Raw genomic sequence first — 20,526 nt, forward strand, 5'->3', positions numbered from 1 at the left:
TACGGATCAAATGAAACAGCTCACTCTTTGGCATAACAAGAACCAGTATCAGAAAATTATTAACAATATTATGGAAATACCCGAAGCAGACAGGGACTATGACCTAGTTTGCCATTTGGCAAGAGCATTTAATAATCAAGAAAATTATAATGAAGCTATTAGATATTTTTGGCTATGGTTGGGGTTCATTAGCAGCCGTGTTTCGTGAAGAAAAACTGCCACATTTAGTTGATATCGTACGATTTGACCCTGAAGCCGATATGTTCACTGCTTATTCAGACAATAGTGAAGCAATAGTTAGTTTTGCAATAGCCTTTAAGGAAGCATGTGAAGATGACGCATTAATAAAAGACCTATTTTCACGAGCTGAATTAGATTGATTGGAAATGGGAACAAGTAGCTGTTAGCGTATTTTCATACCATAATTTATGAAATGAGTCCGGTTATTTGTTACCCTACTTGAGAAAGTGGAGATGAACATGTACATAAGCAAATGGTGGGGAGATTTAATTGGCGGTTCCGATGATTCGCTGGCATTAATAGACTATTTGGCACAATTGGAATTAACGAATGTGACGCTCAATCAGATTTTAAAGGACTTGGGTTTCGATATTCTGCTATCTGAGGGAGACTTGAAAAACGGCGGAAATATTGGATTTGATAGGAGAAGCACTTCTGGCATGTTTCGGGTAGAACTTGATTTTGCCTGCGGCGCTCTAATCGATCTTTCAGCCATTGTATTGGAGAGTCTTAAATCAGGCTATGTCGATTTGCATGATTTGGATGAGGCTAGGCAGCCGTGCAAACTTTATATCAATGCCTCCGAAGAAGATAGAAACCTGCTTAAGGATGAATTGAACAAGTTTTCCCGTAATCCGATGTCCTACGATTTAGCCGAGCTTGTTCCGAGCGATGATATGAGGGAGCTTGCGGAAAAGGCAAAAATGATCGCAGATGAGCTGTAATAAGTTGCCTTCGTTCATTCAGCTAACGCAGAAGTATAGTTGAATGTCGAAGGCTGGCACGAACAATAGGTCTTTATTTAAACATTTCAGAACCTAAGGAGAGCTTAAATTGAAATATACAATTAGAGAGGCTGTATCTAATGATTGTTTAGCATTGAGCCGCTTAATGACACAACTTCTAAATAGAGAAATCACCGAGAATATAATGAAAGACAGAATAGATTTTGTAGCTCAAAGTCCGTTTGATTCTTTATTTGTATATGAAGAAGAGCAAATAATGGGTACATTAGGATTTAGAATTCGAGTGAATATAGAAGACATAGCAAGATACGGTGAGATTTCAGTGATTGTTGTTGACATTGAAGCAAAAAGAAAAGGAGTAGGTAGAATATTAATGAAATATGCGGAGGACCTGCGACTAATTGAAAATATAACCCAAGTCTTGGGAGATCAGTAAAGCGGTAGCTTTTACTTGTTCACCGATTTTCATGAACTTGACCGCAGGCAAATCCTTGCTTAGTGCAGTTATACTCATCGAAGCGATCACTTTCCCAGTGAAATTGCGGATGGGTGCACCAATACAGCGAACCCCTTCTTCGAATTCTTCATCCTCAATTGAAAATCCGTACTCGCGAACAAATTCAACATCCTCCAAAAATTTATCCAGACTTCGTTCATTTTTATCAGAAAGCTGACTCCTATCTTCAGGAAGTATCATTTTAATTTCTTCATTAGACATGTCAGAGACAAGGGCTTTGCCTACGCTCGATTGAAACAGAGGCTGGCTTTGTCCGATGGATGTGGCAAATCGAACGAAACCATTACCCTCGACTTTATCGCAATAGATCGGCTTGTTATTAATCAATACTGCCAAATGGGAAGTATAGGGTGTTTCGTGAACCAAACGTTCCAAATGAGGCCGGGCGATCTGGACCATATCCATGGAATTCAAGTAGCTATTTCCCCAACGCAGCACACCGTGGGCAAGACGATATTTACCACTAGGCGTTTTGCATATGATATCAAATTGTTCCAACGTATTCAGAATGACGAATGTAGTGGTTTTAGGAAGATTTAACCTAGAGTGCAGATCACCAATTGACAGCTCTTCGTTAGCAAGACTATTCAGAATCTGAATTGATTTTTCCAAAGCGGGTACGGTGTATTCTTTGGTTCCTTTTGCCATGGGATACCTCCTAAAGGAATAGTGGTTAGTTTAAATAAAATTCAGTATGTTGAACTATAACATTTACTTTACAATTTTAATGGTTTATCTGTCAAGAATAACGACCGTTGACGGATAAGGTAAAGATTCATATAATACAGGTAAAGTTTTTATAATTATGATTCAACATATTGAATTATTTGATGAGAAATGAGTTTGCACGGTGATTTCAGCATGAGGATCTATTAAACAATGCCAGAAAAGAAGAAGCTCAGTTGCAGGAAGGGATGATTATCTTGAGGTTAAGCAACAAGCGCACGTTAATTACTGGTGGAGCGAGGGGTATCGGAAAGGGTATTGTTGAACGGTTTTTACGTGAGGGTGCTAAAGTATTCGTTCTGGATATCAAGGAAACGGAACTAAGCATGCTTAAAGCGGAAATTGTGGAGTATGCCGATAGTTTTGATTACGCTGTCATTGACTTGAATGATCTGTCTGCTATTCCAGCGGTAGTAGAGCAAGCCATCTCCCGCTGGAACGGCATGGATATCCTAATTAATAATGCCGGTATGGCCGTTCGGGAGTCCTTCCTCGACATCCCGCTCAACCGATGGAACCAAATAATGAATGTAAATTTGAATTCGATGTTCTTAATTAGCCAGCTTGTGGCCAAACAAATGGTCGAACAAGGCGGTGGCGGGAGCATTGTTAACATGACCTCTAAGAATGGGTTAAAAGGTAGCGGTCAATTGGCGCATTACAATACGTCAAAAGGGGGAGTCGTCCTATTGACGGAATCGATGGCTGTGGAGCTTGCAGCATATGGGATTCGCGTTAATGCGGTTGCACCTGGAAATATTGGTACTCCGTTGGACGATGAACTGAAGAAGAAGGAAAACCGCGCCCTCGATGAGGTTTCGGCTAAAAACCCGATGAAACGCATGGGAACAATCGCAGAAATTGCTAATGCTTTTCTGTTCCTGGCTTCTGAGGAAGCTGCGTTTGTCAATGGGAGCACCGTAGTTGTGGATGGGGGGCATCTGGCTAATGCAAGCGAATTATAAATTACGCAGTAGGGAATGGTTCAATAATGAAAATGCGGAATTAACTTTTCAACATCGATCTGCCATGAGGGCAATGGGACATAATCCTGATTCTTTTGTTGGGAAGCCAATTATAGGAATTTTTAATGCGTGGAATGATTTTAATAGCTGCAATTATCCTCATAAAGAGCTGGTAGAGTATGTGAAGCGGGGAGTACTGCTTGCTGGAGGTTATCCAATTGAGATGCATACGATTTCCACTCCCGCAGATTTCATGAAACCATCCGATCTGTTATATCGCAATTTGTTGTCCATGGATATAGAAGAAAGCATCCGCTCTCAGCCTATTGATGGAGTGGTGCTGCTATGTGAATGTGACAAGACAGTTCCTGCTCAATTAATGGGAGCGGCAAGTTGTGATTTGCCTACTCTTCAATTGGCGGCAGGCCATCGTTCCTCAGGCAGTTTCCAGGGGAAAAAGGTCAATTACGGAACCGACTTATGGAAATATTCCGATGATTATAAAGCAGGGCTGTTCTCCGAGAAGGATTGGAATGAATTGGAGAAATCGATTTCATGCAGCTTAGGCGGCTGTCCTGTGATGGGTACCGCTTCAACGATGAAGAGCCTGTCGGAGATGCTTGGCATGATGCTTCCAGGTACATCGAGCATCCCAGCCACCCATGCCCATCGCAAAGTAGCCGCAGAATCTACAGGTATTCGAATCGTAGAAATGGTGCGAGAGCAGCTTACGCCATCTAAGCTAATGACAATGGAGGCTTTCAGCAATGCAATAAAGCTAGCAGCTGCTATCGGCGGTTCAACGAATGCAACGATTCACTTGACAGCTATTGCAGGCAGACTGGGCATTCGCATCCCGATCGAAACCTATGCTGAGCTAACGGCTGATATTCCACTGATCGTTAATTTACAGCCGAGCGGCATGCACAGTATGGATGATTTTTTTAATGCTGGAGGATTGCAGCGTGTGGTGCAGAAATTGCTGCCCCTGCTGAATACAGATTGCTTGGGATGTACAGGGGAAACAATTGAGCAGATTTATGGACGTGAAATGTGGGAGAATGAAGCGAGCTCGGAAGTGATTTCTTCTATTGCAGAGCCATTTAAAGATAAATCAGGATTTGCCATCCTCAAAGGAAATATTTCGCCTCACGGAGCGGTGATCAAAAAATCAGCCGTTTCGCCAGAGCTATTTGAACATCGCGGTCAAGCTGTCGTTTTCGAAAATTATCTGGATATGCTAGCGCGAATTGACAGTGATGATTTAGATGTTGACGCTAGCAGCGTGCTTGTTCTAAAGCATTGCGGCCCTGTAGCAATGGGTATGCCGGAATGGGGTTCAATTCCAATTCCTGCGAAGCTGCTTAAGCTTGGAATTCGCGATATGGTTCGAATCAGTGATGGCCGAATGAGCGGGACAAGTTATGGGGCAGTAATTTTGCATGTCTCGCCTGAATCTGCCATTGGCGGACCCCTTGCGATTATCCGAAATGGTGACTGGATTGAGCTGGATATAGAGGCATCATCCTTAAATCTGATGCTTCAGGAAGAAGAAATTGCAGCTAGGCTAGCTGAATGGATAGCTCCTGAACCGCAGCATACCCGCGGTTACCCGCGGTTGTTTGCAGACCATACGCTCCAAGCCCACGAAGGCTGCGATTTGGATATTCTGCGACCTACAAATAAGCAGGAAGCCGTATTCGTGCCCCCAATTGTTGGTCGGGGCTGATAGGGCTTTCCAATCTTAATGAAAGCAGGCGACCCCATTCATGGTGTATTCCTTAGAAAATGTGAATATAAATCGTGTAATTTCCGATACCTTAGATCTGGTCCATATTCCTAGCGCAACTGGAAATACACTGGATGTAGCGGCCCGATATGAGCAGATGCTTCGCGAAGTGGGCTGTACGGTAGAGCGCTACGAATTTATTCCGAATAATCCTACGCTTGTCGCCGTCTATGGGGAAGACTGCGGAGGGAAATCAATCCTTTTCAACGGGCATATGGATGTAGTTCCACTTGCTCATGATAGAGCGGAAGTAAAAGATGGGCGCATTTATGGCAGAGGTACTTGCGATATGAAAGGCTCGCTTGCCTGTATTCTGGAGGTCGTGCGAATTTTACACGAGACGAACACCGTGCTGCCGGGCAAATTAATCATCGTCGCCAACAGCTTGCACGAAAGTCCGGGAGGGAGAGGCGAGGATTTGTACGCCTTGACCTCACAAATCCCTCTGAAAGCTGACATGGCAGTTGTCATGGAGGGAGCATCTGTAGATTGTACGATAGCTCAGCTTGGATCGGCAACCTTCGAAATTACAGTTGAACGAGAGGGAGACACATGCCATCAGCTATATGCGGCACCAAACACGCCACATCCGATCACTATTGCCGCTGAAATCGTGCGATTATTAGATCAATGGAATATAGAGCTGGAAAAAGAATGGATAGAGGATATTGGCTATGCTTCGTTTTTTGTCGGTTCGCTTCACAGTGGTCAATTCTATAACCAGCTGCCAAAACAGGCGGTCTTGGTTGGTGTTAGAAGATATGATCCGCATCATAAATTCGAGAATGTGGAACAAACATTAAAGCACAGAATGAATGAGCTTGCTGAGCAGCATGGTGTTCAAATCCATCTCGATATGTTAAAAGTAAGAGACGGCTATCGTATTGATAAACACAGCTCAGCAGTCGCTGCGCTACAGCGAGCTGTTAGCCAAGTGAGAAAAATCAATCTTCCCTTAGTTGGGAAAAAGGTTGTTACGGATGCGGGTATTTTGGCAAATGCATTGGGAGTTCCGGTGTTATGCTGTGGACCCGATCAACATACCGCACATGGAGATGTAGAGTATGTCGAAATTAACGAGCTAGAAATAACGGTCAAAGTGTATCTGAAGCTGATCGAAGAATTTATGCTGAATGACGCAACATAATTCGAATTGCAGGGAGTTGAAACATTGAAAGCTTTTATTTTTGATATGGATGGTGTCATTATTGATAGTGAACCAATGCACTTTGACATTGATGTTAAGACAATGAATTTTTTTGGGGTTACTATTTCCCCTCAGGAACTAGAAGAATTCGTAGGAATGACCAATCCAGAAATGTGGAAGATTTTAAAACAAAAATTCAATCTCTCAAATTCAGTATCGGATATCATCGAATATCAACTTTCATCAAAGATTGAATGGATAAGAACAACTGAAATCAGTCCAATTATCGGTATATTTGAATTAATTCTAGAACTTAAAAAGCACAATCTAGTATTAGGAATAGCGTCTTCTTCTCCGATCAAATTTATAAACGAAGTCTTAATAAAGTTTAAAATACGGGATTATTTTGACTGCATAGTTAGTGGAGAAGAAGTAGCAAAAGGCAAGCCAGAGCCGGATGTCTATTTAGAAGCTGCTAGACTTTTGGGAGTCGACCCGTCTGACTGTGTTGTTCTTGAAGATTCAAGAAATGGAATTCAATCCGCAAAATCTGCAGGAATGACATGTATTGGATTTATAAACAAAAACTCAGGCAATCAAGATTTATCAAGGGCAGACATTATTGTTAACTCAATTAAAGATATTAAAGTAACCGATCTTTAGAAGGAGCAATTGAGAAGGTCCAATTACGTCAGATAACACCGTATTCATGTTTCGGGCCATTTGACCATCGGAGTTTCGCCATGGATGTTGTTTGCGCAACAAAAAGTGATTGCTCATTCTAGTAACAATAGTTGAGGAGCTTGCTTTGCAAGTTCCTTTTTTGAAATATAAGAGTTTATATGTTTTGGAGTGAACGCGGAGTTACTCCAGCCGCCCTGTGCGAACAGAGGAGGGAACTACATTCCGCTATTCTAGCCAAATGTATCCATATCGCAGGGATGAGGGAACTGCAGTCCGCTATTTTGCTGTTTCAAGGCAAATTCAGCGTTTTTCGTGGAAATAAAACCCTGTAGTTCCGTTAATACCCTAGCATCCCTACTTTTTGCCTAATTAGCGTCCTCTAGTTCCCTTACAAGGTTTTGCCGCTAAGAAGAGACTGATCTATCAGAGCGGCGAAGCCGCTTTTCTTTATTCATTCAATACTACCGGGTGTTTGTGTTAATGAACTCTCGACATTCAGAGAGGGATTAAAGAACAATACTAGGAATAAATACATCATAGTCTTTTTAGAAATGAGTGATGGGTTTTGGAGGAAAGTAAAAAGAAGGCTTATTTAGCTCTTAATTATCAAGCGTTATTGGATATTAAAAACAGTGGCGAATTCAATGCAAGTAACTATAATCGTGTATTTCGAATAGCACATGCTTTTCACAATCTTGCCTTGTCCATTACGGAGAATTTTGTAGGATTTAATGAGGAAAACTTCTGGAGTAGTGTAAATGGACTTGAAAGAGAATTTGGATCAATACATTATAGAGAATTGTTTGAAAACGTAGTAAACCAAGCTGAATCTTAAGTTATCGACGAAGCTTTAGCAAATCATCTAAATCTTAAGATTTAGAGAGTATTTAAGCGGAAGATGATTCCTCATTGGGGGAGAATTTAGTCCTACATGTGTGGCTTATGCTTACGGAAGGCAAAAGTCCCCTCCGTCGTTATGGCGGAAGGGGCTGAGCTTTCTTATCAATCGGGGGCTGCCGAGCCCATAGTGGTTGAGCTCCGCTCCCGTCGACGCGCCTGGAATGCTGCCGCTACGATGAGGACGCCTGCGATGAGCGTGACGACGCTCGCAACTTGCAGCGCGGAAATGGCTCCAGCGGTGAAGGCGTCGATGATCGCAGCTCTTTGAGCGGGGGCTGTAGCGATACCCTCGGCGACCGTACGCGGGATCGGGTCGACGTGCTGAAGGCTTGCCGGCAGATGACGGGTAAAGCTTTCGGTCAGCACGGTGCCGACAACCGCGACGCCGAGGGCGCTGCCGAGTTCTCGGGTTGCAGATTGAAGTCCTCCTGCAACGCCGGCCTGTTCGGCGGGCAGCGCCGAGGTGAATTCGGCTGTCAAGCACGGAAGCGCGAGCGCGAAGCCAAGCCCGATGAGGACGAGCCAAGCCGCGTAGGCAAAGTATGGCTGATACACGGCTGAGGCCAGGCCGAACAGTCCGATGCCGATGGCGAGGAAGGCCGCAGACAGCGTTAGGGGAATGCCGAAGCGCCTCACCAGATCAGGAACGAATCGTGCGCCGAGCAGCATCGGCACTGTCATAGGAACAATCGCAAATCCTGCTTGTAGGACGGAGTACCCGCGACCGTACTGCAGGAGCGAAGCGTTGAGGTAGAATAGGCCGAAGCTGCCGAAGAACATCACGAGCATGCCAAGGCTCACGGTGCTGAGCAGAGGGATGCGGAACAGACGCGGGTCGAGCAAGGGGTGACGAATACGCAGTTCGACCACGACCCAGACGGCGCCGAGTACGATACTGGCGACGAACGCTGCGATAACGATGAAGCTGCTCCAACCGTTCTCCGGCCCCTCGATGATGCCGATTAAGAGAGCTATGGTTGCTGCGATAAGCAAAACCGTGCCAGCAGGGTCAAGTTTGCGCGGGCTGCGGCTGCTGCGTCGTACGACCAGTGCCGTCAAAAACGCGCAAAGAAGTGCTATTGGCACAATGGCCGCGAATAGGGTTCGCCACGAGCCTGCAGTCAACAGCACCGCGCCGGCAATGTTGCCGACGAGCCCGCCCATGCCGGTCATCGCGCCCCAAATGGCGAGGGCCCGGCTGCGTCGTTCTGGTAATGTCTCGTGGATAAGTACGCCCACACAGTTCGGAAGCACCATGGCTGCACCGACGCCGGTGATCGCACGGCCGAGTAGCAGCCAAGCCACGTTCCCCGAGGCTGCTGAGATCGCAGCTCCAACTGCGAATGTGACGAGACCGGCAATCAGTACGCCTTTGCGTCCAAACCGTTCTCCGGCCGCGCCGCTCGGAATGACCAGGCCAGCGAACACGACGACATACGCGTCAACGATCCACAGCAGCTCCGAAGAGCTCGGGTGCAACCCGCTGGCAGCAAGCTTTGGAACCGCCAAATTGATGGCGGCGACAAGGCCCACGACCAAGATGGTACACGCGCACACGCAAGCCAGAACCAGCCCAGGCTGCCGTGACGGGTTCACGGCACCAGGCGACATTGTCTGTGGGTCGCTCATTATTGCCCGGCTTTCTTATACGCACCGGCCAAGATGTCATCAATTAGAGTCGGACAGGCGGGCGTCCATGCGAGTAGTTCACGGGTGCGTTCGCTGGAACCATTCATGGATAGTTTGAAGAAGCGGCCGACAAAACCGAAGTGCGCAACTGCATCCTCCGGCGCGATCGTGGCCACCGGGATATGGAGGGCGCGGCCGATGGCTTCGGCGATCGCCCGGGTGGAGATGGTTTCCTCTGCGACCGCATGCAGGCGTGATCCGGCCGGCGCCTTCTCAATTCCGAGCCGGATGAGCTTGGCGGCATCGGAACGGTGCACTGCGGACCATGCGTGGGAGCCGTCATCGATGTACCCAGACACGCCATGCTTGCGTGCAGCGCTCATCAGGAAATTGACAAAGCCCCAGTCTCCTGCCCCGTGAACCGTCGGTGCGAACCGGATGATGATAGTCCGTACTCCGCGACCGACGTAGTCGAGAGCGAGGTTCTCCGCGCCGCCTCGGTGAGAATCCGGGCCCACATCAGGTGACGGGTCCGTCTCCAGTATCGGCCGCCCCTGAAACAGACCGGACATTCCAGTCGCGACCATGAAAGGGCGGTTGGTACCGACCAGCGCCTCAGCAATGGTTTCGACTGCGACCCGCTCAGTACGGTCAGACTCCGCCGGATTTGCAAAGTCGTGTTTGTTCGCCAGGTGAACGACAGCATCCGCCTCGGCCGCTCCGCGGCGGAGAGAGTCGAGGTCATCGAGGTCCCCGCGCAGAACCTTCGCGCCTTTCGCCTCGAGCGACGCAGCAGAGACGTCCGAACGGACTAACCCGACGACCTTGTGTCCAGCTTTCAGCAGTTCATCTACGGTGGCCGAACCGATCCACCCTGTTGCTCCAGTGACAAATACATTCATTCTTGTTTCCTCCTTGCAGCCTTTGTGGGCTACAGCATATTTTTGCGGTTACTCACATCATCAAAATACGAGATGATATCCTTTTTTACAATTACGAGACACCGTGTAACTTAATGTACTATAAACGGTGCATGGTGTCCACTAATTATTTAAAATAAACATGTGTGAATGCCGTCAAAGCAACAAGAGCCCCGGTGAACAGGATCACAGGCGTGGGGAAGGCGACGGCTGTGCATCAATTGAAACGTCCGGCCACCGATTTGAAAAGCGGCCAGCTGTGTCGCAATTCCATAAATAGACAAGGAGCAACGCCACTTGTATAATTGTGACATGGACAAAGAACTCAATCCCGTCGGACGTCCCCGAAACGAGCAAGCGAGGACGGCTATTCTGAATGCAGTTGATGACCTCTTATTCGAGGTCGGGTATGCGGCAATGACCATGAAGGGCATCGCCGAGAGAGCCGGAGTGTCCAGGCAGACCGTGTATCGATGGTGGTCACACAAAGCAGAGATCTTGTTTGAGGCCAGCGCAGCCGATGCGGAGGAGGAGCTTGCGATTAGTCTCTCAGGAGATCCTTTGGACGACATCACGGCCTACCTGGAAGCACTCCTGCGCTTCCTCGCGCACTCACTGGCCGGTACCGCCTATCGGGCACTCCTCGGTGAAGCGCAGCATGACACCGTCGTGGCGGAACTGCTATCCGCGAAAGACCCGCTCGGCGATAGCGCCCGTGTCGTGATCGAGCGCGCGCTCGGGAAGGATACGCTGCCAGTCCCGCTCGACCAGGCCACTGCCTTGCTGATCGGACCTAGCTTCTTCTGGATCTTGAGTGGACGCGATCCGGCTCAACTTGTCCCGCGAGAGCTGGCCGAGAATTTTATTCACAACCTCCAGGCGCGACAGTCCCAGTGAACGAAGGCTCACCCCGGCGACGGCGCCTCCCAAATTTCATAGCGAACTTTAAACGAAGAAAGACGCACGATGAGAGATCACTGCAAAACCTTTGATTTTTTGTCGAACAGGGCTTCAGAGAACCGACTGAGTTTATAATAAAATGCAGCGCGTGTCCGTTAGGATTCGGGCTGCATTTTACTTATCAGCTTCGTCATACTACATGAAAAGCTTTTATCTGAGTGGAAACCCTTTTATAATCACATTAGATATACACTATGTTATTTATACTATACGAATGGTGGCGATGGTTAGATATGAGTCTTTTTAATAACTGCGTGGGGAAGAGTCTAAATAATTCTCTTAAATGGATTAATGAACCACATGAATGGGAATTTTCTGAACAAAATTCACTTAGGATTACCGCGCCACCTCGCGCAGACTTCTTCCATAATCCAACACAGGAAAGTAGAAATAATTCTGCTCCATTCCTGTATACGACAACAAATGCAAATTTTATTGTAACCACTCGGGTCAGCGTTGACATACGTGAACGGAATGACTCCGGATGCCTTATGGTAATGGCAGACGAGAATAACTGGGCTAAGTTATGTTATGAGGATTTTAGAGGTCGACCTTCCATTATTAGTGTTGTAACTAAAGATATTTCGGATGATTGTATCGGTGACTTTGTCGGGAATATAAATCCTTTCTTAAGAGTATCTCGATATGATAATTGTATTGCTTTTCATTACTCTCTTGATGGTACTGAATGGGCATTAGTGCGGTATTTTGGAATGAATAATATTCAAAGTTTAAAAGTCGGTGTAGTTGCCCAGAGTCCAGTTGGTGATGGATGTGCAGTGCAGTTCGATTACTTACACTTCCTTCCTAATACGAATAGAGATGTAAGAAATATTAAATAATAAAATCTTTATTTTCCTCAAACTTAAGCTACTCCAAATGGAAGTGAACTCATAAAATTCTCAATTATAGAGGGGCAGAAATTTTAATGTTTACCCGTATTACTCAGTTAATTGATTTTCTTTCAGTATTAGACAAATTTAAAACTATCGAACGTAAAACCTATGTATCGAATACGGCACGACGTGAAAATGATGCAGAACATACCTGGCACATGTGTATGTTTGCTCTTTTGTTACACAAGAGATGAGTTTGAATCAGGAGACACACTCGAATCACAATTCGTTAAAACAATAGACAAGATGCAGGCTTTTGCTCAGAACGTACATACAAAGGGAACGGTTTGGAAAGAAAATCAAATTGCACCCGAGAAAATATTAGCTTATAACGAAAGCTGGAGACATCAGAATGATTCTTTTTCGGAACTATTTAATCATCTATGGAGTTTCGCAAAAAAAGAAGGCTATCTTTATAATTCCGATGATAAATCAGTTAGTGAGTACCACGAGAAACGATAGCTGAATAAGAGACACCGTGGCAGCCGAGAAATGATGTTCGGCTGCCTTTTCCACACTAAGTTTGGTCAAAGAAAAGAACGATGAACGTTATTTCAAAAACGGAAGCAGATCGCTGAAATAAAAAAAACCGGTGACCTTAACCAGGTGACCGGCGGTTCCATATTAGCGTTTCGGCATTTTGCTCGCATCCATGTACAGCAGGTTCCAGCGGTGACCGTCCAGGTCGGCAAATCCTGCGCCGTACATCCAGCCGTCGGTTTCACTCGGCTTGCCAAAGATGCTTCCTCCGGCAAACTCTACTTTTTGAATAAAAGCATCTACTTCTTCTCTGCTTTCAGCACCAATGGAGAATATTACCTCAGCACTTTGGGAAGTATCTGCGGTTTTTGAACCTGTAAATTTCTCAAACGCCGCATCCGGGAACAGCAGAATCGTTGTTTGGCCTATGGCAAGCTTGGCTCTCTCGTTACCAACGCTCACCGCATGGAACCCAATCGCATTGAAAAAGGCAGTTGACTTTTCAACATCTTTGACCGGCAGGTTAATCCAAATGTCCTGTGACATGGCTGTAGCCTCCTGAAATATATTTTCAACTACTCCTACTATACTCTACTTCTGGCAGCAGAAGCGAATCTTATATAAGAAACCGCAAGGTATGACATTCCTGTCATGCATCCTAGGGTTGGTAAGAGCCCCGACCTCAACTTGTGCTAGCAAGTAAGTGGGGGAGGTTCACTATGATCGAAGTGATGGTTATTGTATGATGGATAATAAAAGACTTGCCTCAATAGGGTATAGAAGCCTTTATGGAATTCAAAGAAGTATTAAATGGCAAGTTCACTCGTTAAATAGGAGGATTACATGGCCTGGAGCAAATTGAAGCAACTTCTGGAGAGCTTTCTCTGTCCTGCGCTATATGGAAGGTTCGAATACCGCGCAACCAGCTACCGTTATTTACCTGATAAAGCAGGACTTTGTTATATTGCGGTAGATAAAAAGAACGTACTCAATATGAATGATATAACTACCTTAATCAGATGGTATCATACGGAACTGGAAATAAAGAATGATCCAGATATCCAGATTCCTATCAACAATGAAGAAATCGAAGCTGTCAGAAAAGATACCAAGGGGATAGTTCCGGAGGATCGTCTCAAAGTAATTGCAAGAAATAGAAAAATATCAGAATATGCAAAAGAGCTTTTATCCGTACAGTCAGCATTAAGTAAATCCAATTTTGTAGTTGTAGCAAATAAGTTTTTATCTATTTCTATAGAGGAAAGCCTGGAGAGCAATGATATCTTATTGAATATTTTAGCTTTGGTGGACAGGAGAGTTGGAAAAAAGCGAATTTTAAACATGACCGAGAAGATGAAGTTAAAGCATCCAATTGTGCAGTATTTTTATGAGTTACGGCTTAGCACATTTTGAAAGTTAGTAAAGGTAGAGACCGAATCATGTCATTAGAAATAATGAAATTTACGAATTTCTTTCAAAGGCGTTCACTCAATTTCTTGGGTGAATATGGATTACGTTGAGGAGCATTACGAGAAGCGGCTGCGGGAGGCGTATTACGTTTGATTGGGAGTAAACCGAAGAACGAGCGAGAGCGCCACGCCTGGGACCATGTCCGTCAAGATTTGGAACGTCCGGCTGGTGCTAGGCAGGAAAGTTGAAAGTTCCCTATTAGCAGGTCGTGAAATGGCTTTTCCGACATAATGGCAGGAAACTTTAGATTTATCCTCGCAAGAATGTATATGCAAACTGGTATGCGCATGCTGTTGCTGTGACAGCTCAATTCGGATTGCTTGAAGGCTACGAGGATGGCATGTATGGGCCGGATCGCCTGGTCACCCGCAAGGAGCTGGCTGTTATTCTGAGCAGGGTTGTCGACTGGATAGCCGGCAGGGACGCGATAGATGTAACGTCAATTATTAATGGCTATCGAGATGGTTACGAGACCAGCATTTGGGCGAAGGAGTCAATTGCTCGCATGTCCGGACTGGGCGTATTTCAGGGGGATGACAGCCAAAGTTTGCGCCCGCTTGAACTGGTGACACGCGCGGAAACAGCTGTGTTATTGATCCGTATGCTGCGTCAGATTTCTTTGATAGGGCCATCATAGTTTAGTGGTACGCCTTTGCTTTGAGGTGGCTGTGGGAATGCCGTCGACCACGCTGTCTTTGTGTTACCCCGTGTTTGGGGGTTGACGATATAAACACTTATAAACACCGCCACTAAAAAAAGGCGGTGTTTTTTTTGCCCCCGCCTGTCGAAGTTTGTCATTTTGCCGTCATTGGGGTGGGATATACTTGTCTTAATCATGAGTAGAAAGGATATTCATAGATTTGAAATCAAGAAACCTGATGACATGCAAAATTTGAAGGAGGATTCGGAGTGCGTAACATGTATAAAAAAGGAATGTCCATCATTCTAGTGATGTTGATGGTGATGGGTGGAATGTCGGGAATTATTGCACCTGGAGGAAAAGCCTATGCTCTAGCAAGTTTCGCTGGAGGAACAGGTGTACAAGGGGATCCTTATCAGATAGCAACCGCAGATCAGCTTAATGAGGTGAGGAATTATTTAGTAGCGGGTAAATATTTCAAGCTTACAGCAGATATTGATTTGGGAGCCTACATAGCTAATGGGGGCTGGGTGCCAATAGGTACTGATAATTCACCATTTTACGGAATCATAGATGGCAACAGTCACAATATTACGGGGCTAACAATTAATAGGCCGTCTACCAATTCTGTGGGGTTATTTGGTCATACAGGTGCGGGCAGTTCTATTGCCAATTTGAAGTTGGAAAATGTTCATATTACTGGCGGGCAGAAAGTAGGCGGTTTGGTTGGTACAAATGAAGGAACAATCAGCGACAGCTACGTCACCGGAAGTGTAATTGGCACTTGGTTTGCAGGTGGCTTGGTTGGTTATTTTGTGGGAGGAACGATAAGCAACAGCTATGCGGTAGGACTTGTTAGTGGAACTATATATGTAGGTAGCTTGGCTGGTTACATTGAAGCAAATGCATCAATTAGCCACAGCTACGCCACAGGACCTGTGAGTGGAACTCAATCTGTGGGTGGCTTGGTTGGAGCCGGAACTGGAGCAATCACTGCCAGCTCCTATGGATGGAATTCTATAGCTTTGACACAAGGAACTGCCAACGGAACAACCAAGTTGAACCATGTTTTATTTGGCATCGAGTACTCGGTTAACGGTGGAGCGTATATTCCGATCACAGGTGAATTTGTCGATGGCAGTATCGATAACATTTCTGTAGGAAAGGGAGATACAATCACCGTCCGAGTAGCAGCTGATGTCTCAGCTTCAAAAGCAAAAACATTGACGGTCAGTCTAACGGACATCAAGCCGTTAGCAGCACCGACAACAGGAATTTTGGTACAAGGAACGAATTTCGGAACAACGAAGTTAACCGGCGTGACGAGTGCAATGGAGTACAAAGTCAATACAGGCTCGTACACGGCGATTGACGGAACAAGCGTGGACAACATTGCTGTCGAGGAAGGCGATGAGATTTACGTCCGAGTAAAGGAAACAATACTGCAAGCGGCGTCCGCCAAACAATTGTTGATTGCAGATGTAGGAAATATCAAGCCAGCAGTACAAATCACAATAGCAGCCATAGCTGGAGTAACAGCACCAGTAACAGGTGCAACGCCGGTAGTAACAATAGCTGATACAACAGAATATACAGCATCAATTACATGGTCATTAGAGGATGAAACGTTTGCTGATAATACAGTTTACACAGCAACGATTACAATCAAACCCAAAGCAGGATACACATTAACAGGTGTGATTCAAAACTTCTTTAAAGTTGCTGGAGCAACAACAGAAAATGATGCTAATAATGGATTTGTAACAGCGGTATTCCCAGCAACTGAAGCGATAATCGCAACAGCAGACATAGCTGGAGTAACAACGCCAGTAACAGGGGCAACGCCAGTATCTTCAATAGCTGCTACAGAGTATACAGCAACGATTGCTTGGTCACCAGCGGATGCAATATTTGCTGCAAATACAGCCTACACAGCAACCATTACAATGACACCAGCAGCAGGATATACCTTAACAGGTGTGGATACAAACTTCTTTAAAGTAGCTGGAGCAGCAGCAACAAATACGGCTGGTTCAGGCGTTATTAATGCTCTGTTCCCAGCAACACAAGCGCTAAGTACAGCTGCAACGTTGACCTCAACAATCGGAACGGTAAGCACAGACGGAACAGCTAATGAAACCATTACGAATATTCCATACGGAACAACCTTAGCCACGTTGAAGGCAGCGATCACGCCAGCAGCGAAGGCATCATTTGAAGTCTACGAAGCAGACGGAGCAACCATAGCAACAACTTTGGAAACAGGCAAGAAGGTTCTAGTTACCGCGCAGGATGGAACGAAGGTAACATACACCATCACGGTGAATGCGCCAGCACCAAACCACAATGCGCTCTTGTCCAGCCTGGCCGTAGATCAAGGCACGTTATCACCGGCGTTTTCCTTATCGAATTTGAACTACGCAGTAGGTGTGTCCAATTCTGTTTCAAATCTCACTATTCATGTAATCAAAGGAGAACCAAACGAAACGCTTACAGTAACGGGGGCGACCTACCGTTCTGTAACGGGCAATGTGTATGCTTACGTTGCATCTAACCTAATAGTTGGTTTTAATCCGATTCAGATTAAGGTAACCGCGCAGGATGGCACGACGAACAATACGTATATTCTCACAGTGGACCGTGCCAACACACCAGCACCGAACTATAGTGGCGGTGGAGGTTCAGCAACTCCAACCGACACCAAAGTAACCTCCACAGATGGCAAATTAACACTTTCTGCAGGTAAAACGGGCGAGGTTAGTTTAGGTAATCAAGTAACCGTCTCGATTCCAGCCAATGCAACAGACAAAGAACTGAAATTAACAATCGAAAAAGTGTTGGATACTCAAAAGCTTCTCGCAAATAAAGTGGTTTTAGCTAGTCCAGTATTCGAAATTCTAAAAAACTTCTCAGAGAACTTCAGTAATCCGGTAACACTGACCTTTGTATTTGATCCAGCAAGCTTGAAAAGCTATCAAAAGGCGTCTGTATTCTATTATGACGAAGTGAAAAAGTCATGGGTAGAAGTCGGTGGCAAGGTAAACGGTAATCACATTACTGTGGATGTCAATCACTTTACGAAGTATGCGGTATTGGCTGTAGGTCAAGTAATTGATATGCCAGTAAATCCAATTATGAATTTTAGCGACATCTCTGGACACTGGGCGGAGGCCAATATCAAGCAATTGGTAAGCGACGGAATTGTTACGGGTTACCCGGATGGAACTTTTAAACCGAATCGTACCGTAACGCGTGCTGAATTTGCAGTTATGTTAATGAATACGCTGAAACTTCAAGGAGAAGGATCGGCACTGACTTTCACGGATACAGCGAATATCGGAGATTGGGCGAAGACAGCAGTCGTGCAAGCCGTACAAGCAGGCATTATTAATGGCTATGAGGACAATACTTTCCGTCCGGATATAGAAATTACACGTGCTGAGATGGCAGTCATACTCGCTAAAGCTCTGGGTAAATCTATCAAAGCCAATGCTGCAATCGGCTTTGCAGATGATAAGGACGTTCCTGTATGGGCAAAAGACTGCGTTGCTTACGTGAAGCAAGCAGGTATTATGCAAGGGAAAGGCGATAACCAATTCGCCCCTCAAGACCATGCCACAAGAGCAGAGGCTGTAACGGTTCTGCTGAGCATCCGGAAGTCCAGTTCTTCCAACTAGCTGAAGGGGTCTGTCAAAGCATATTACATAGCAATATCAAACCATTGTTGACTAACCTGCAAAAGAGACCGCTGGAGCCAAGTTCTAAATAGTATTGAATTGTATGTTGTGCGCAGCAATTATAAAAAACACATTTGGCCACCAAAAATCGCCACCCATTAAAGCACAAGCGACCATGAGTAGTATGCTCCAGTCGCTTGTGCTTTTTTATTCTGTAAAGAGGATGGGAAAAAACAAGGTTACAAAGGGTTAGAAGGAACTCAACACTAAGAAAAAAGTGGACAACTTTTCGTATGATATAAACGATTATAAGCAAGTTTTAGTGTACGAGAAATGAGATTTTAATGGATTGCAGGCTGCAAAAAGGAGATAGGGAGTCTGAAGCCTTGTGGGGAGAGGGATTTAGGTGGGTGGAGCGGGTGGGGAGTGCAGTAGCAGACTTATTTGAATGGGGACATTTTGCAAATAAGGCACGTAATTGCCTGAGAAACTACGAGCCTTTTCTTTGAAAGCATGTGTCATTTGCTCAATTTAAATGCAGGAAATGGTATGATTCTTTTCGACGATTTTATGAAGGAAATCCATATTTGGCATATTAATTTCTAATTCACGTCCCGTTTGATAGATTTCTTCAAAATTCAGGCACATCTCATCCAGGGAGTCGTTCGCATGGGCAGTATATCTCTGCATAACCGGATTCTTTTTAAAGTTCCATCTCATCATAGCGATAGGAATGAAATATAGAAATGAAGGCATTGTATACATTTTTGATTCTGGAAATTGTTTGAGGTTTACGCCGCGCGCTTTCAAAATAAGGCAGCATTCCCTGCAAGCTCCAAATGTTACTTTGATTAATTCTTTATCGTCCAAGTATTTTATAAAATCTCTGTGCTTTGCCAACGCAGCCCCAAAAGGAGCGGTGCTTACATTATGCATCCATAACCAGTGAAGTGCATTCTGCGGGACTTCCGGTATAATTCCGCATACTCTGAATACTTGATCAATATTCTTCAATATCGGCTGCTGTTCCGGATAAATTGTACCAAGCATAATATCTTTTCCCACGTTGCCCCAAAGAAGATCCCCTTTAAAAGTGCCTCCCCCGCCAGCGTAACCTACGATATACTGGTCCTTGGAGATAATCCTGTCAACTTGATCCATTTGATTCCAATCGAGTGTGAAGATCAGATATTTTGCTTTTGGCGCTTGCTTGGCCAACTCTTTCATGGTCTCGATTAGCTGAAATGTTTTAACTGGAACTATAATCAGGTCATAGCTGCTGTCTGCGGCGGTAACACAGGAATATTGGTATGAACCGTTTATATTTTGATCATTCTTTTTCCTGCGCTCATCAATATAATCAAAATGAATGGTTTTGTTGTTTTTTTCTGAGTACCTGCTTGTTCTGACATAATGAAAAACTTCATTTTGAGCAGACAAAACCTGACCGTAGATTGTACCGATCATACCGGTTCCCACAATTAATATTTTCATGATTCTTCCTCCATCATTTTTAGTAAGAAATCAAAGGTGTTCTGTTTAGCTTGTAAGGACAGCGTTAATATTTCCTTAAATGCAAGAAGCTTATTTGCCATTTCTTCGGGCTGCCAGTTAAAAAGATCGGAATCAAAAAAGAAATTCGTAAGAGTCAGTATCATTTCAGCTGTTTCAAGTGGGTATTTAACTTTAAATTCTCCCTCTTTCACCCCTTGTTCAATAACAAGCGCATAAACAGGCGCCATTTTTTTGACAAGTGCAGCCATTAATTTCTGATGAAAAACGGCATTGGTTGGTGAATTAAGGTTCTCATTTCCCTGTGCGTTTTCACTTGACAATGTGGCGCTGTAAATAAACAGCCGCTTTAATTTCTCAACAGCGAATAGATTATTTTGAATGTTTTGTGTGATATTATGTTTGCAATCAGATGCGAACAAATCGACTGCCACATCCGCACAGGCTTCTTTTGTCGGGAAATAGTGGTAAAAAGCGCCCTTTGATATGTTTAATTCCCGGATAATAAGCGCTAATGTCGTATTCTCATAGCCGTACTTGATAAAGATATTCCACAATTCTTTGGCGAGTTTTTTTTTTCTTTCTTCATGGTGAATATCGGTTCTGGCCATTAAGTGTAGCACCACCT

The 20,526-nt window shown here is 44.9% G+C and carries 21 protein-coding genes; 15 read left to right on the forward strand and 6 right to left on the reverse strand.

Features of this window, described 5'->3' with window-relative positions; all coding sequences use genetic code 11:
* Positions 1-149 precede the first annotated feature (149 nt).
* The 3 genes from IEY34_RS21390 (at position 150) to IEY34_RS21400 (ending at position 1,422) form a co-directional block, all read left to right on the forward strand.
* Positions 150-380: an Imm51 family immunity protein gene (locus tag IEY34_RS21390; RefSeq protein WP_189014942.1), complete on the forward strand. Its 231-nt coding sequence runs from the start codon at positions 150-152 to the stop codon at positions 378-380.
* 99 nt (positions 381-479) lie between these two features.
* Entirely contained in the window at positions 480-965 is a 486-nt protein-coding gene (locus IEY34_RS21395) for an imm68 putative immunity domain-containing protein (RefSeq protein WP_189014944.1), read from the forward strand.
* A 109-nt stretch (positions 966-1,074) separates the two neighbouring features.
* A complete protein-coding gene (locus tag IEY34_RS21400) occupies positions 1,075-1,422 on the forward strand; it encodes a GNAT family N-acetyltransferase (protein ID WP_189014946.1) in 348 nt (115 codons plus the stop codon).
* Here IEY34_RS21400 and IEY34_RS21405 read toward each other — a convergent pair.
* On the reverse strand, positions 1,384-2,151 hold the full coding sequence (locus IEY34_RS21405; RefSeq protein ID WP_189014948.1) for an IclR family transcriptional regulator: 768 nt from the start codon (positions 2,149-2,151) through the stop codon (positions 1,384-1,386). The two genes, IEY34_RS21400 and IEY34_RS21405, sit on opposite strands and share 39 nt — an antisense overlap.
* 275 nt (positions 2,152-2,426) lie before the next feature.
* On the opposite strand from IEY34_RS21405, the gene IEY34_RS21410 reads away from it, so the two are divergent.
* From IEY34_RS21410 to IEY34_RS21430, 5 genes are all read left to right on the forward strand, one after another.
* Positions 2,427-3,194, forward strand: a complete 768-nt coding sequence (locus tag IEY34_RS21410; protein ID WP_189014950.1) for an SDR family NAD(P)-dependent oxidoreductase — start codon at positions 2,427-2,429, stop codon at positions 3,192-3,194.
* A complete protein-coding gene (locus IEY34_RS21415) occupies positions 3,178-4,923 on the forward strand; it encodes a dihydroxy-acid dehydratase (protein ID WP_189014952.1) in 1,746 nt (581 codons plus the stop codon). Before IEY34_RS21410 ends, IEY34_RS21415 begins: the two co-directional genes overlap by 17 nt.
* Positions 4,924-4,963: 40 nt before the next feature.
* Positions 4,964-6,130: a M20 family metallopeptidase gene (locus IEY34_RS21420; RefSeq protein WP_189014954.1), complete on the forward strand. Its 1,167-nt coding sequence runs from the start codon at positions 4,964-4,966 to the stop codon at positions 6,128-6,130.
* A 24-nt stretch (positions 6,131-6,154) separates the two neighbouring features.
* Positions 6,155-6,793 (forward strand): HAD family hydrolase, encoded by a 639-nt coding sequence (locus IEY34_RS21425; protein WP_189014956.1) that lies wholly within the window; start codon positions 6,155-6,157, stop codon positions 6,791-6,793.
* Positions 6,794-7,379: 586 nt separating this feature from the next.
* Complete coding sequence (locus IEY34_RS21430; protein ID WP_189014958.1) at positions 7,380-7,649, forward strand: hypothetical protein; 270 nt, start codon at positions 7,380-7,382, stop codon at positions 7,647-7,649.
* Positions 7,650-7,816: 167 nt separating this feature from the next.
* Here the strand turns inward: IEY34_RS21430 and IEY34_RS21435 are convergent, their stop codons facing one another.
* Positions 7,817-9,343 (reverse strand): MFS transporter, encoded by a 1,527-nt coding sequence (locus IEY34_RS21435; protein ID WP_308423040.1) that lies wholly within the window; start codon positions 9,341-9,343, stop codon positions 7,817-7,819.
* Positions 9,343-10,245 (reverse strand): SDR family oxidoreductase, encoded by a 903-nt coding sequence (locus tag IEY34_RS21440; protein ID WP_189014960.1) that lies wholly within the window; start codon positions 10,243-10,245, stop codon positions 9,343-9,345. Before IEY34_RS21440 ends, IEY34_RS21435 begins: the two co-directional genes overlap by 1 nt.
* Before the next feature lie 315 nt (positions 10,246-10,560).
* Here IEY34_RS21440 and IEY34_RS21445 point away from each other — a divergent pair, with 315 nt between their 5' ends.
* The 4 genes from IEY34_RS21445 to IEY34_RS37890 all read left to right on the forward strand — a co-directional run bounded on the left by IEY34_RS21445 (position 10,561) and on the right by IEY34_RS37890 (position 12,581).
* Complete coding sequence (locus IEY34_RS21445) at positions 10,561-11,160, forward strand: TetR/AcrR family transcriptional regulator (protein ID WP_229757767.1); 600 nt, start codon at positions 10,561-10,563, stop codon at positions 11,158-11,160.
* A gap of 296 nt (positions 11,161-11,456) precedes the next feature.
* Positions 11,457-12,065 carry a DUF1349 domain-containing protein gene (locus tag IEY34_RS21450; protein WP_189014962.1) on the forward strand — a complete coding sequence of 203 codons (609 nt, stop codon included), beginning with the start codon at positions 11,457-11,459 and terminating at the stop codon, positions 12,063-12,065.
* Positions 12,066-12,151: 86 nt separating this feature from the next.
* Positions 12,152-12,313: an HD domain-containing protein gene (locus IEY34_RS37885; protein ID WP_189014964.1), complete on the forward strand. Its 162-nt coding sequence runs from the start codon at positions 12,152-12,154 to the stop codon at positions 12,311-12,313.
* Positions 12,258-12,581 carry an HD domain-containing protein gene (locus IEY34_RS37890; RefSeq protein ID WP_373291305.1) on the forward strand — a complete coding sequence of 108 codons (324 nt, stop codon included), beginning with the start codon at positions 12,258-12,260 and terminating at the stop codon, positions 12,579-12,581. The genes IEY34_RS37885 and IEY34_RS37890 overlap by 56 nt, the downstream gene beginning before the upstream one ends.
* 162 nt (positions 12,582-12,743) lie before the next feature.
* On the opposite strand, the gene IEY34_RS21465 is transcribed toward IEY34_RS37890, so the two are convergent.
* Positions 12,744-13,145, reverse strand: coding sequence for a VOC family protein (locus IEY34_RS21465; RefSeq protein ID WP_189014968.1), 402 nt, complete (start codon positions 13,143-13,145; stop codon positions 12,744-12,746).
* A 297-nt stretch (positions 13,146-13,442) separates the two neighbouring features.
* On the opposite strand from IEY34_RS21465, the gene IEY34_RS21470 reads away from it, so the two are divergent.
* The 3 genes from IEY34_RS21470 to IEY34_RS21480 all read left to right on the forward strand — a co-directional run bounded on the left by IEY34_RS21470 (position 13,443) and on the right by IEY34_RS21480 (position 18,386).
* Positions 13,443-14,012, forward strand: a complete 570-nt coding sequence (locus IEY34_RS21470; RefSeq protein WP_189014969.1) for an SF0329 family protein — start codon at positions 13,443-13,445, stop codon at positions 14,010-14,012.
* Between the two features lie 304 nt (positions 14,013-14,316).
* On the forward strand, positions 14,317-14,706 hold the full coding sequence (locus IEY34_RS21475; protein WP_268240156.1) for an S-layer homology domain-containing protein: 390 nt from the start codon (positions 14,317-14,319) through the stop codon (positions 14,704-14,706).
* Positions 14,707-14,987: 281 nt separating this feature from the next.
* Positions 14,988-18,386, forward strand: a complete 3,399-nt coding sequence (locus IEY34_RS21480; RefSeq protein ID WP_229757774.1) for an S-layer homology domain-containing protein — start codon at positions 14,988-14,990, stop codon at positions 18,384-18,386.
* Between the two features lie 531 nt (positions 18,387-18,917).
* Here the strand turns inward: IEY34_RS21480 and IEY34_RS21485 are convergent.
* Both IEY34_RS21485 and IEY34_RS21490 read right to left on the reverse strand, forming a co-directional pair.
* Positions 18,918-19,880, reverse strand: a complete 963-nt coding sequence (locus IEY34_RS21485) for a ketopantoate reductase family protein (RefSeq protein WP_189014972.1) — start codon at positions 19,878-19,880, stop codon at positions 18,918-18,920.
* Positions 19,877-20,509 (reverse strand): TetR/AcrR family transcriptional regulator, encoded by a 633-nt coding sequence (locus tag IEY34_RS21490; RefSeq protein ID WP_189014973.1) that lies wholly within the window; start codon positions 20,507-20,509, stop codon positions 19,877-19,879. Before IEY34_RS21490 ends, IEY34_RS21485 begins: the two co-directional genes overlap by 4 nt.
* Between the last annotated feature and the right edge of the window lie 17 nt (positions 20,510-20,526).

This window comes from Paenibacillus marchantiophytorum (assembly GCF_014640555.1).
In the GTDB taxonomy this organism is placed as follows: domain Bacteria; phylum Bacillota; class Bacilli; order Paenibacillales; family NBRC-103111; genus Paenibacillus_E; species Paenibacillus_E marchantiophytorum.

Coding starts and splice junctions, on each gene's coding strand:
- IEY34_RS21480 (WP_229757774.1), top strand. CDS start 14,988: ATGTATAAAAAAGGAATGTCCATCATTCTAGTGATGTTGATGGTGATG.
- IEY34_RS37885 (WP_189014964.1), top strand. CDS start 12,152: ATGTTTACCCGTATTACTCAGTTAATTGATTTTCTTTCAGTATTAGAC.
- IEY34_RS37890 (WP_373291305.1), top strand. CDS start 12,258: ATGCAGAACATACCTGGCACATGTGTATGTTTGCTCTTTTGTTACACA.
- IEY34_RS21405 (WP_189014948.1), bottom strand. CDS start 2,151: ATGGCAAAAGGAACCAAAGAATACACCGTACCCGCTTTGGAAAAATCA.
- IEY34_RS21485 (WP_189014972.1), bottom strand. CDS start 19,880: ATGAAAATATTAATTGTGGGAACCGGTATGATCGGTACAATCTACGGT.
- IEY34_RS21435 (WP_308423040.1), bottom strand. CDS start 9,343: ATGAGCGACCCACAGACAATGTCGCCTGGTGCCGTGAACCCGTCACGG.
- IEY34_RS21420 (WP_189014954.1), top strand. CDS start 4,964: ATGGTGTATTCCTTAGAAAATGTGAATATAAATCGTGTAATTTCCGAT.
- IEY34_RS21470 (WP_189014969.1), top strand. CDS start 13,443: ATGGCCTGGAGCAAATTGAAGCAACTTCTGGAGAGCTTTCTCTGTCCT.
- IEY34_RS21465 (WP_189014968.1), bottom strand. CDS start 13,145: ATGTCACAGGACATTTGGATTAACCTGCCGGTCAAAGATGTTGAAAAG.
- IEY34_RS21450 (WP_189014962.1), top strand. CDS start 11,457: ATGAGTCTTTTTAATAACTGCGTGGGGAAGAGTCTAAATAATTCTCTT.
- IEY34_RS21395 (WP_189014944.1), top strand. CDS start 480: ATGTACATAAGCAAATGGTGGGGAGATTTAATTGGCGGTTCCGATGAT.
- IEY34_RS21490 (WP_189014973.1), bottom strand. CDS start 20,509: ATGGCCAGAACCGATATTCACCATGAAGAAAGAAAAAAAAAACTCGCC.
- IEY34_RS21390 (WP_189014942.1), top strand. CDS start 150: ATGAAGCTATTAGATATTTTTGGCTATGGTTGGGGTTCATTAGCAGCC.
- IEY34_RS21440 (WP_189014960.1), bottom strand. CDS start 10,245: ATGAATGTATTTGTCACTGGAGCAACAGGGTGGATCGGTTCGGCCACC.
- IEY34_RS21415 (WP_189014952.1), top strand. CDS start 3,178: ATGCAAGCGAATTATAAATTACGCAGTAGGGAATGGTTCAATAATGAA.